Origin of the sequence: Proteiniclasticum sp., assembly GCF_032054185.1 — a bacterium.
Lineage (GTDB): Bacteria > Bacillota > Clostridia > Clostridiales > Clostridiaceae > Proteiniclasticum.
This window is the reverse complement of record NZ_DAMBTF010000032.1, coordinates 1-12435: the sequence shown is the minus strand read 5'-3', so window position 1 is coordinate 12435 and position 12435 is coordinate 1. Positions and strand designations below refer to the sequence as shown.

Here is a 12435-nt window from a genome sequence, read left to right as displayed (position 1 = left end):
ATAAAAGGAGTTTCTAATCTATCCTATCCCTTTATGCCCGTTCCGCTTCGCTTCACTAGCGACCACCTACATTCCGCTACGCTCCATTGCGGGGTTCTCACACATAAGACTTCGCTGTTCGCTCGTCTAGTGTGAGAGTGTAGATTGAATTTAAGTGGTATTTACTTAAAAAGCTCTGTAACATAGACAGGGCAACGCTTACAGAAGAACGTACACCTTTTGAGTGCCCGTATATATATACTATACTAGCACCCTAAACATGTACGTTCTGCTACATCCGTTGATACGACTACGTTTGCAGGGTTTTCACGTACAAAGCTCCGCAGGACTACTTTACGGGATGAAGCTAAATATGAAAAATTTGTACATAATCATCCGTATAACTTATATAATACTATACGGGTAATTTAGCACAAATTTTATTACTGAGCCTTATAACCGTTGATAACCAATGCTTATACGGATTGTTAGAGTAAATTATTCGAGATAACTAGCATGAAATAATGTGCAAAAAAACTAATTATATAATTAGTCGTAAAAAAAACTGTAAATGATGTTATAAAATCATAATAAGCTAAATTATATTATAAGCTTCAAAATTCTCTTTAAGATGAATGTATCTAGGATTTTTATGATATCTGTCAAACTTTAATATGATGAAAAAGTAGACAATAAATTGTAGGGAAACATTATTAAAAATACCTGTTACAGTAAAGTCAACATCAATTTTTAATATTATATTTAATAAGCTAATTAATAATATATACATCGTAAAAAAGATAGATGCTTCACTCAGGTACTTTAATGGATTAAGGAGATCCTCGAGATAAGATATAAATTGTTTATGAAGGTTCTCGATTTTTCCCAGTTCTATTTCATTATCGTAAAGTTCTTTCTTTAGTGTATTAGTAGTTTCTTCATCAAGACTAATATTTAATTGTTTAATCGTTTCCTTGTGTATATTAGTGTTCTCTCTTAGTCTTGCTATATGATCATTTAGACCATTTGATGAACTTTCTATGAAAGTGGAATGTTCTTTGTAACTATTCAATTTGACGAGTACAGAATATAATCCTAAAATAGAAATTACTGCAAAATTGACGCATATACTCATAATAAATAATATAAAAAAGTCGCTGTTGTATAATTGAATTGGAAAATTGAAAGTTAAGTAAATAAGAGATGGCATTATTAATCCTATTGTAGTTGTTATTATTTGGTATTTGGATTCAGAATTCATTTTGTCAAATATCTGGACTATACTTTCCATATTTCCTCCGATAAGTATTATTTTGGTGTGATTCTATCAGCTCCACTACTTTGATTGAATGAACAATATACCCGAAATGAAATGTTACCCCCCACATAACAAATATCGATAGTAGGTTATCAACCAGCTAAGCTACAACAATTGAGAGTTTACTAAAGTTAATATGCATTAAATTGTCATATCAAATCTATTAGTATATATTTATATTAGTTTATAATTTTTGATATTGCAATAATAAAAGACCTAATGTTTACTAGGTCTTTTGTGAAATGTGATTATAATGATTCCTCATATTGCTTCGCCATGTTGTAATATGAGGTTCTACTCTTATATCCTAATAGCTTTATTGCTTGTTTTACTGTGATTTTGTCTGCTTGTACTTGCTTGTAAACCTTAATAAATTCTTTCATATCTGCTTTGAAAGTTCCCTTAACTCCACCCTTATATTTGCCCTGTTGTTTTGCAAGTGCAATTCCTTCTGCTTGTCTTTGTCTTATCTTATTACGTTCTTCTTCTGCTATAGCACCCAGAACTTCAACAAGGATATTGTTGATCATATCCAATAACCATTCCTGACCATTAGGGATATCCATTAACGTTGTAGGAACGTTTAGAATCTTAATTCTTATTCCACGTTCTTTTAGTTCCTTAAGCTCCTGCTTTATCATTTCCTTGTTTCTACCTAATCTATCTAGCTCCTGAATGAGTAAAGTATCTCCAGCTCTAAGCATTTTCTTTAGCTCTTGATACTTCTCTCTCTCGAAATCTTTTCCTGATTGCTTGTCAATGAATATGTACTGGTCTTCAAGCTCTGGAGAGTAACCCTTTAATGCAGAAATTTGTCTACCCTCGTTCTGATCCTTACTTGATACTCTGATATATCCGAATGTAATTCCCTTCATGATCCCCAGCTCCTTTGTACTTTTTCTTTAACAATACTGTACAAAACAGGGTATGTCAATAGTGATGTACACTTTCTCGGAATTATTGTCGTTGTTATCTAATCAATTTAGGTTATTCTATTCAAATTAATATGCACATGACAGGGTATACTCTATTGAACAAAGAGATTATATTCTCGAATTAAAGCGCATTGTATAATTATGATTTGTTTCTATTAAACTGCCCTTGTCAATTTCGGGAATATATTTTATTCTGACCATCTTACTTGGAGCACCTAAAGTCTTTTTAAGTGAATTTTCGAATGATGACAAATCAGTTACGGATACAGGGAAAGCATCTCTTGAATAAAGGCTATGACCTGTTTCATTATATAAAACTGAGCTTCCTTGATAAAAAATACTTTTTACATAGAATCTCTCAGAAGGATGCTGATCCTCATTTGAATTTTCAGCTAAGTTTACAACTAATTCAATTGGATTTTGGATACCAGGTATATAAAGCAGTTGATTACTATGCTGTGAAAGAGCGTTTTGAATAAACCGCAAAGATTTACTATAATCATTATGGGACTCAACTACTTCTAATACTTCTCTACAAAAAGTTGTCTTAAGTTGATTTCTTAGTTGACCTTTACTATCAAAATAGATTTCATATAGCATACCATTGAGTAAATGAAATATAATCTCAGCTTCATAACTTTTCGAGTTGTTTCTAAAATTCGCAATATACTTTTGAGTTTTAAAACATCCTCCACAGGATGCCTGATATAAATTTCTGCCTAAGATAAAAAGTTCTTCTCGATTGAATTGTCGTAAATTAAATAATGACATATCATAGAGTGCCAATTGTTGTATATTATAATCGTAGGATTTTAAGTTCGAGATTATTTCTTTAAATATGGAATTAGAGGGTACAATATACAATGAATCCTCTAACGCGTCTTTAGAATATAATGATGAAAATTCATTATTCAAAAACAATGGATTGAAATAAAAATTTCCTAATAGTGAAGTGTGTTCCCAAGAAATTTGTCTTTTGTTGGTATAAGCACTTAAAGTTTCTCGAACATTCTTAAACATATATTCAATAGGAATACCTACTTTGTCAATGTTCTCAACTAATGATTTTGTATAATATCCATTTGATTTATCTTTCATTTCAAGTGCTGTTTGTCCAGGAGAAGTAGAGAATGCAATTATAGTTCCTACTGGAGCAGAAATTGGAGCAAAGGAAGTTACTGCTGTGCCTCGGGATCCTTGTGGTAGATTACTTCTACATGCATCTAGGATTACGATTTTAACATCTAAAGAACTATTCTTAAATATGTCTAATATTTCATTTAGTTTATAAGAAGTATATCGCATACTTCCTTCATCTTGCATACATGTATCGATTCCTGTTAAATAATTAACTGATTCATCTTCAAATCCATGCCCTGCAAAATAGAATAAGCCTACATCATAATCTTTGATAGCCTTTTTAAAATCGGCAATGTGCTGACCCATTTCTATAACTGTAAGATCAGTATGACAATGACAATCGAATCCTAATACAGCTAACTTAGAAGATAATAACTTCGCATCATTGATTGCACAATCTAATTTATACGGATTTCCCCCATAGTTATCATTTCCGAACAGTAAAGCAATTTTTTTCATTATAGCCCTCCATTTTCTTTTCAATATAAATATACTAACATATATTAATTACATATTTTTATTTTTTATATAATAATTTCGATTTTAGTGATTAAAAAGATGGTTGATAAATATAATGGTTAGTATAACAATAGAATTATAGGAGGGTACAATAATGAGAGTTGACAATGTAGAAGAAATAGCTGGTGTAATAAAGGTTTTGCGTAAAAGAAGAGGATTGACTCAGAAAAAATTGAGTAAATTATTAGGGATTTCTAATACTTATCTCTGCGATATAGAAAGAAGTAGGACTAAACCATCTATCAAAATTCTTATGAAAATAGTTAGTGTACTAGATGCAAATCTTCATATAACTCATAGCAGTATTGATGAAGTTTGAATGCCAATCATAGAAAATACGACTAAATTAATGCTCATATCCTTTTAGGATTATGGGTAACTATTAATTGAGAACATAAATTCTATGTTATAATCTAATAAATAAATGTGAGGTGCTAAACATGAGTAATATTGTTGATTTTAAGAGTAAAAATAAAAATGATCTAACATTAGTTTCATTATTTTCAGGTGCAGGTGGGTTAGATATCGGATTTCACAATCAAGGTTTCAAAACATTATGGGCAAATGATATAGATAAGGATGCGTGTGAAACGCACCGTTTATGGTCAAATGCAATTGTATCGAATGAAGATATTTCAAAAGTTAATTTTGAAAACATTCCTTATTCAGATGTAATTACAGGAGGATTTCCTTGCCAAGGGTTTTCACTTGCTGGTCCGAGGAAGATAGATGATAATAGGAATATTTTATATAAGTATTTCGTAAAATTAGTTGAAGATAAAAGACCAAGAATTTTTGTTGCTGAGAATGTAAAAGGAATTCTGACATTAGGCAACGGTGAAATAATCGAAGCAATAATTCAGGATTTTGCAGAAAGAGGATACAATGTTTTTGCAAACTTAGTTAATGCTGCTGATTATGGAGTTCCACAGGATCGTTGGAGAGTAATTATGATTGGATTCAGAAATGATCTCAATATTACTAAGTTTGAATTTCCAAAACCTTTAGAAAAACGGATTACATTAAAGGAAGCATTAGAAGGAATTCCAGCTCCGTCACCTGACGATGTTTGCAAGGCTCCATTTTCATCTAGATATATGAGTCGAAACAGGAAACGCTCTTGGGATAGTGTATCATATACAATACCAGCAATGAGTAAGCAAGTTGCACTGCATCCTTCATCTCCAGACATGGAGAAATTAGGAACAGATTTATGGAAGTTTGGAGATGATGGAGTCACAAGGCGATTTAGTTGGCAGGAAGCAGCAGCTATACAAACTTTCCCAAGGAATATGGTATTCTGTGGCAATCTCACTAGCAAATATAAGCAAATCGGTAATGCTGTACCAGTGAAGTTGGCAGAAGTTGTTGCAAAAGAGATTAAGAGTATATTAAGTAAAAATATTGTGGGAAACACTGATGAAATGAGGGCATATTGTGAGTAGTCAAACAGCGAAGGGTAAAGCATTTGAATATGCTACGTTAATATCAATTTACAATAGATTAAGCAGCATACAAAATGTTAGTATTGAGAATAATGAATCATTTAACATTGCTAAAAATTTTTATGATAATTTAACTGATTTACAAAGGATTGAAATGGATCGAGCAGCTACAGCAGGCATTAGGTTGATTGAAAGAGTTGAACCGCAATTGCAAAATCCAGATAGTAATTCTTCACTTATCTTATCTATTCAGCCTGATTCTGCTGGTGTTAATGGAGATGTTAGAGATGTAATTTGTATGAGAATGAGTAATGGCTGGGAAATCGGTATATCATGTAAGCATAATCATGATGCTGTAAAACATTCCAGACTTTCACCGAGCATAGATTTTGGGCAGAAATGGTTTAACAAGCCTTGTTCAAATCAGTACTTTACTGATATTAATCTAGTGTTTGATACTTTACGAACTTACATGAATAGTCAAATGACCTTTAATGATATCCCTGATAAAGCTGGTGAAGTTTATTATCCTATTATGATGGCGTTTATTGAAGAGATTAGGCGTTTAGATGCTATGTTTCCGGGTCAAATTGCTGAAGATTTCATAAGATATTTATTAGGCAGAAATGATTTCTACAAGGTTATATCTAATAGCAACGAAACAACGAGCGTTCAGATATTTAATATGAATGGTACACTCAATAGACCATCACAGACAGTACGACCTCTCTTCAGGATACCTGCTTTGAACTTTCCGAGCAGAATTTTCGATATACGCTTTTCACCTGGATCTCAGAATACATGTGTAATTACATTTGACAATGGGTGGGCAGTTTCCTTCCGCATTCATAATGCAAGAACACTTGTTGAAACATCACTGAAGTTTGATGTTAAATTAGTTGGTATTCCTTCTACATTAACTACGTTTGTTGAGCAGTGGTAATTATTTGTGAGGTGCTATGTGATGAAGTTGTAGGAGGAGGATCTTGTGGATGAAATGAAGCGAGATATGAGAATAACATTTTACGGGACATTAATACTATTTATTGGGTTTTTTGTCTCAACTGTAATGGTCATATACTCAATTAAAGATATTGCTGACTTTATGGATATAATAGGGATAGTAATGACAATACTTATGACACTTTTGATGGGTTATATTTCGTTTTACTCTATGAGAACTATTGCAAAAAATGGTAATACTTTAATCCTATGGCATTCAATAAATGATATTATTGATGTTATTCTTCTAAGTTTAATAATTGGGCTTATCCTTGAAAAAGGTATCCCAATTCTTGCTTTTATAATAGTCATTCTAGGTACATTTGCATGGAAATATTTTTTCTATTTCAATATTTTACCCATCAAAGATATAACGAAAAATCCCAAGGATTATCATCAGGAATAAGTCTCAATAGTACAATAAATAGCTAATAACTCATTTACATATAGAATTATTTAATTTATAATGGTAGTAGAGATGAATATCATAAAGATATTTTCAAGTTTATCAAAGGTAGTTTAATAGTAGCTTAGATGTTGACTAATAGAACTTCAAAACTTCATTGCACTAAGAGCTGTACAGTCTACAGACGGAATGACCTCGGAATGGTCAAGAATTCCTTATGATGTTCTGGATGCAGTTTCAAGAAGAATTGTAAATGAAGTTCCAGGGGTCAATAGAATCGTGTATGACATAACAAGTAAGCCTCCCTCAACTATTGAGTGGGAATAGCAGTATAAAACCTTGCAGGCCTTTTTAGAGAAGGATTGCAGGGTTTATTTTATTTTGTGATACTAAGATGCAACTACTTTATTGAATTGTCGAGAACTTTAAACTATAGAAACTAAAGATTGTTAATAAAATTCAACAAGATGGTCACACTTTATGATTATGAAAAGAATATCCTCAGTAATAAAAGTCAGTTAACTTGATGCTTTCGATGATTTTGAATAAGATCGATCTACAAAAGATGAAGATGAATGACCTCAGACAATCATTTGCTAGTAAATTGCTAAATCCGTTGCGAAGATTGTACCAGTGTCATAAACATGATAGTTAATTATACATTCAAACGAAGCTGAATATCTCTCGCAAGTAGAAATAGGAGATGAGTATACTGACATTGAAATTGTCTCGTACTAGGATGGTGAGTTGAATCAAAGTGGTGAAAACATCTTTGGCGGGAGGTACATGGGATCGTTGAGCACCATATCTACAAAGAATGTGCAAATACAAAGAAAAATTAGGTTGTACTTTGTAATGAAACCATTAATGAGGAAGTCTGTCTTTTATCTGTCTTAAGTAGTACCATATATATTATCTGAAGTAAAAAAGAGAGTATAAATAGGTGAACAGTTGTAAGATTATAGAAATTATGATACTGTTTAATTGATACTTAAGCATAAGTGAGGGGTAGTTATGAAATTAACAGAAATCATGATATCAATGTTTGTAAACATGCCAGAATTAGATAATTCATCAAAAACGATAAAACGTATGCTGAATATTTTTGAAGAGCAGGAAGTGATATATAATACCATTCAAATTATGAATATTACAAATGACACTCAAAAAATGATGAATAGACCTCAGGTTATAAACCAAAAAGAGCGTTATCGAGTAGATTTTCTTCCTGATCGAGTTGATTGGGTAGTTAATTTTAATCCTTCAGTACAAAATAATGAAGACAGTATTAATGATAAGGTTAGATTTATAACTGATGGATTTATAAGAATTATGAAAGAGTTTGGTTATAAAGCGAGTAGAATGGCTCTAAATACACAATATTTGTATGATGAAAATTCAACGCCTATTCAGCGGACCAAGTTTATAGCAGGTATTGATGACATGGACGAGATTGGTGTACTGAGTGATTGGAATACAAGAAAGAGCTTCAGAAAAAAGATTCAGCTTAACGGAAAAGAAGAGAAGTTAAATACAATTGAAGAGCTTAATTATGTTGACAATAACGAAGTGATGATTAATGGAAAGTCAGTAAAGTTTAAAGGATATTTTATCCATTATGATGTGAATACTGGATTATTTAACAAAGGTGAACGACATTCAGTAAAAGAGTTTGAATGTTTTGTTTATGAATCATTGCTAGCAGAAAAAACAATAAGAGACAAAACTGGGGAATTATTATGTCAACAATAAACATAGAAAATAAAACGGCTGAACGTGTTTATAAATCGTTATCCCATAGTATTGTCACTGATACAATATCAAGTAAATATTCTTCAAAAATTATAAATTTTATAATCGAATCAAATATTGGAGATTTAAAAAATCGAATAAGTTCAGAAAATGTAATTGTTCCCAATGTATACAAGCGGGATGATAAAATTAAAATAGAAAAAAATAGCAGTAAATCACATTGGTACCAAGAAACAGAAAATACTGTTTTGTTAGACGTCAGTGATGCGGAGTATCGTGATTTCATTTATAAATTGATTAAGCGGGATGAATTCGAAATAGGTTATCATAATGAGACTATAAGATTTATAAAACGAGAAATAAAAAAAGGAAGAGATAAACTCCTGACTACGTTACAACAGATCCTCATTACATATGCTTCAGATGATGATGTATGGATTGCGATTTTGAATATTTTATCAAACTTGTCATATCATGAATCAGAACCTTATAGTATGTTTATTGCAGGTTCAGCTCTAAGTAGAAAAAACATTAGGATAAAAGAGATGGCTGTTGTAATGTTTGAAGAATGGTGTAACGGTGAAGCCTTAGAATTTTTGAGAGAAATGGAGACAGGTGTAGCTTGGTTAGATAAGTATATAGCATCTGTTATACAAGACATTGAAACGGAGATTGTTAACCATGACTTATTTGCTTAGAATGGTAGGAAAAAGTAAATGGAATCAGATTGAACCTAGTATGAAAGTAGAAGAGTATCCATCTCATCCAGTTACAGCTGATTTAAAGACAGATGTAAAGAACAGACTATCCGTGTGGCGAATTGAGAGTCTGGAGAACAAAAAAGAAATTGAGGATATAGCCGTTGCTTTAGGAGTATGTCGTGATCAAATAAATAAAATTGAAATGGTAGTTTTATCAGAGGATGAATTATTAGAATCCGGGTTTGAAATTACTAATGATCCAGATTCGGCAAATTCTCTTGAAGAATACAATCATATGCACAGAGATATAGCAAAATTGAAATATCAGTGTATTGGGCAATTCGCAGAACACATAGTAAATGCTTTGAATGATGAGAAAAATTTTGTTTTATACACCAAGAAGCAATTAAAATCGCTTATTAAAAAGCGTATTGACAGTAAAGAGATTGGGACAATCTTTTTTGAATCAAAAGAAGAGATGAAAAAAGAACTTGGGTTATAGTTATTGCAAGGATGAACACCCAGACATTTTCTCAAGTGTAAATGGAAATAGAATTTGGGTTCAAACAATTGAAATAAAAAAATATGAATTTAACGAGTGTCTATGATATTTATCTTAACTAGAATATCATAGACGCTTTTTCTGCGTTTTGTAAACAACCAAATTCCTCGGGTTTAAATGCCCATACAATTGTATCCTTCCTGAATGGTAATAAATAATATCTGATGAAGGAACTATCTCGAAGATAGGTACTGTAACAACAACATCGTCGAATATAGCATCCATCATTTACTGTAAAAACGGACAAGGTGAATGGACTGAATCCGTGTAGAGATCTGATTATGCTGCCTCTAGCTCTTTTAAAATTCTCGTCATATGGGAAAATGGATATAATTGTTTCTCTCATGCCTTGGGATCCTAAAATCAGCAAAGGATGCATAACAAACCAAACCGCCTACGATTTTTCTTATATGAGCTAAGGAAATTATCATAGACTGTTTCTTCTGAAAAAAATACACGTGCGATTAAAGACCGCTTACGGTGAAGATACAGATATACTGGGGAAATGATACTTTTATTCCAATCGATCAATGAGTAAAAATAAATAACTTGAGTCCGACTTCACGATATCCACACTTCTTCCTTCTTCAATATCTGGGTAATCAACCGACTACCAAACTGCATCATAGACAATCTACAGAATTGAGACAATAACAGTTCTTTTTTGAGAACATGAGAAGTTATAATCCTTCAGGAGATGAGAATGCTATTAAGAAGAAAAAATTAATCTTGTCGAAATAAAATTCTGAATGTAATTCAATTAACAATGAAAGTACATTGATTGATCTCTGATAGGGAAGACAACGGAGTTTATATCAGAATTCTGATGTCAGTGGAATTTTTCGGGATTTCGATTTCAAAAGTGGTTCCCATGCCAGGCTCAGTATCTATACGGATGGTACCGCCATGAAGAGCAATTATTTTCCCGACGATGGTCATACCAAGACCATTACCGCTACCTGCATGAGAGGAGTCTCCCTGATAGAATTTATCAAAGATTCGCGAAACATTTTCCTCACTCATGCCCGATCCCTGGTCTTTAATGACAAAGATCAGGGAATTGACCTTCTCCATGATGAGCACTTTGATGATGGAACCATCGGGGGAGAACTTCACCGCATTATCGAGAAGATTGATGAAGACCTGCTTCATGAGCTCCTCATTTGCGGTGAAGAGAATTTCTCCCCTGTCAAAGTCAATCTCAATATCCCGCTCACTCCACTTGCTGTAGATCAGGGCAATGACCAGGCGAATCTGCTCACTGACGTTATAGGTTTTCTTGTCTGTGAGAATAGACTGGTTTTCAAGCTTTGAGAGGCTCAGCACCTGATCGGCAAGCTCTGCTAGACGCTCTGATTCTGTGATGATGGTGTCAAGATATTCTCTGCGTGTTTCTTCTGTGAGATCATTCCGCTTTAAGATCCTCGCAAAACCACGGATGGAAACTATAGGGGTTTTGAATTCATGGGAAAAGTTGTTCACAAAATCTGTCCTAAGAAGCTCCACGCTGCCAAGCTCCTCCGCCATATGGTTGAAGCTGTCGGATAGCTGTTTCAGCTCATGGGGACCCTTAAGCTGAATCCTGGTGCTATAGTCTCCTTCTGCAATTCTGTCTGTTGCTTTCATGATTTCAAGAAGAGGTTTCAGAGGTTTATCACTGAAGATAAAGGCAAAAAACGTGCCGATGACAAGACTTATGATGGCAAAAACCAGGAGAGAGAGTCTGTGGTTGTAGCCCACTACATTGTAGCCCATCTTAACCAGCATATATCCGAAAAGAAAAATCACAACGGAAGATCCCAGCATGATGAGACACACAATCAGCGCAAAAAGAAGAGCGAGTTTAATCTTCTTCAGTTTTTCTCTCAGGTTATCCATGGTGAATCACCGCTTTGTAGCCTATTCCCCGGATGGCCACAATCTCAAACTCCGGATACGACTCAAAGCGTTTTCTCAGTCTGTTGATATGGACATTCACTGTCACATCTGAGGTTTCCGAATCCATGCCCCAGATTTCATCCATCAGCTGAAGCCTTGTAAAAATCTTGTCGGGATAGGAGAGAAGCTTATAGAGCAGATAGAACTCTTTCTGGGGAAGGGTCTGGCTCTCTTCATCCCTTTTGACCGTCAGTGCGTCATAGTCCAGAATAATCTGCCCGACCCGGAGCTTATGGTCGCTTGCGATGGCGGATCTTCGAAGAAGCGCCTTGATCCTAAGCAGCATTTCTTCCTCCTTCACGGGTTTGATCATATAGTCATCGGTACCGGCAAGGAATCCCTTGGTGAGTTCTTCCGGCAGATGTTTTGCCGTAACCATGAGAATGGGTGTATTGTCGCCCACGCTTCTAAGATGCTCGGTAAACTCGTACCCGTCCATATTCGGCATCATCACATCCAGCACAATGAGATCCACATGCTGGTTTTCAAGGACATCCAGAGCCTCCAGACCATCCTTTGCCGAGACCACTTTATATCCTGAAAGCTCCAGTACGGCTTTCATCAGTTTTGCGGTGCTTTTGTCGTCTTCTACGACCATCAGTTGAAACATCATCCACTCCCCCTTATCATTGGAAAAAATTATACCATAAATCATAAACTGAAAATAAACTAAGATGAGCGGGCGATCGTGTCAATTTACTGTTGGTTGAATTCAGAAAATATTTGTCCGTATTATGC

General features: G+C 33.9%; 12 protein-coding genes and 1 pseudogene. 8 read left to right on the top strand and 5 right to left on the bottom strand.

All coding sequences use genetic code 11. The features are described from left to right. Positions 1 to 574 precede the first annotated feature (574 nt). The 3 genes from RTX25_RS13230 to RTX25_RS13220 form a co-directional block, all read right to left on the bottom strand. The gene (locus RTX25_RS13230) at positions 575 to 1270 is read right to left on the bottom strand and encodes a hypothetical protein (RefSeq protein WP_312654385.1); all 696 of its coding nucleotides are present in this window, start codon (positions 1268 to 1270) and stop codon (positions 575 to 577) included. A gap of 275 nt (positions 1271 to 1545) precedes the next feature. Further along, on the bottom strand, positions 1546 to 2172 hold the full coding sequence (locus RTX25_RS13225) for a recombinase family protein (protein WP_312654384.1): 627 nt from the start codon (positions 2170 to 2172) through the stop codon (positions 1546 to 1548). Between the two features lie 168 nt (positions 2173 to 2340). Further along, a complete protein-coding gene (locus RTX25_RS13220) occupies positions 2341 to 3831 on the bottom strand; it encodes a caspase family protein (RefSeq protein ID WP_312654383.1) in 1491 nt (496 codons plus the stop codon). A 154-nt stretch (positions 3832 to 3985) separates the two neighbouring features. On the opposite strand from RTX25_RS13220, the gene RTX25_RS13215 reads away from it, so the two are divergent. From RTX25_RS13215 to RTX25_RS13180, 8 genes and pseudogenes are all read left to right on the top strand, one after another. Then, positions 3986 to 4210 carry a helix-turn-helix transcriptional regulator gene (locus RTX25_RS13215; protein WP_312654382.1) on the top strand — a complete coding sequence of 75 codons (225 nt, stop codon included), beginning with the start codon at positions 3986 to 3988 and terminating at the stop codon, positions 4208 to 4210. 121 nt (positions 4211 to 4331) lie between these two features. Continuing rightward, positions 4332 to 5336, top strand: coding sequence for a DNA cytosine methyltransferase (locus RTX25_RS13210; RefSeq protein ID WP_312654381.1), 1005 nt, complete (start codon positions 4332 to 4334; stop codon positions 5334 to 5336). Then, a complete protein-coding gene (locus tag RTX25_RS13205; protein ID WP_312654380.1) occupies positions 5329 to 6279 on the top strand; it encodes a HaeIII family restriction endonuclease in 951 nt (316 codons plus the stop codon). Before RTX25_RS13210 ends, RTX25_RS13205 begins: the two co-directional genes overlap by 8 nt. A 45-nt stretch (positions 6280 to 6324) precedes the next feature. Next, on the top strand, positions 6325 to 6744 hold the full coding sequence (locus tag RTX25_RS13200) for a hypothetical protein (protein ID WP_312654379.1): 420 nt from the start codon (positions 6325 to 6327) through the stop codon (positions 6742 to 6744). A 156-nt stretch (positions 6745 to 6900) separates the two neighbouring features. Next, positions 6901 to 7071, top strand: a pseudogene (locus tag RTX25_RS13195) (GMP synthase (glutamine-hydrolyzing)); the annotation flags it as partial. Between the two features lie 687 nt (positions 7072 to 7758). Further along, a complete protein-coding gene (locus RTX25_RS13190; RefSeq protein ID WP_312654378.1) occupies positions 7759 to 8496 on the top strand; it encodes a hypothetical protein in 738 nt (245 codons plus the stop codon). Continuing rightward, positions 8484 to 9194, top strand: a complete 711-nt coding sequence (locus tag RTX25_RS13185; RefSeq protein WP_312654377.1) for a hypothetical protein — start codon at positions 8484 to 8486, stop codon at positions 9192 to 9194. The genes RTX25_RS13190 and RTX25_RS13185 overlap by 13 nt, the downstream gene beginning before the upstream one ends. Continuing rightward, positions 9178 to 9699 carry a hypothetical protein gene (locus RTX25_RS13180; protein ID WP_312654376.1) on the top strand — a complete coding sequence of 174 codons (522 nt, stop codon included), beginning with the start codon at positions 9178 to 9180 and terminating at the stop codon, positions 9697 to 9699. The genes RTX25_RS13185 and RTX25_RS13180 overlap by 17 nt, the downstream gene beginning before the upstream one ends. A gap of 870 nt (positions 9700 to 10569) precedes the next feature. On the opposite strand, the gene RTX25_RS13175 is transcribed toward RTX25_RS13180, so the two are convergent. Together RTX25_RS13175 and RTX25_RS13170 are read right to left on the bottom strand one after the other, a co-directional pair. Then, positions 10570 to 11637, bottom strand: coding sequence for a HAMP domain-containing sensor histidine kinase (locus RTX25_RS13175; protein WP_312654375.1), 1068 nt, complete (start codon positions 11635 to 11637; stop codon positions 10570 to 10572). Further along, on the bottom strand, positions 11630 to 12307 hold the full coding sequence (locus RTX25_RS13170) for a response regulator transcription factor (protein ID WP_312654402.1): 678 nt from the start codon (positions 12305 to 12307) through the stop codon (positions 11630 to 11632). Before RTX25_RS13170 ends, RTX25_RS13175 begins: the two co-directional genes overlap by 8 nt. Between the last annotated feature and the right edge of the window lie 128 nt (positions 12308 to 12435).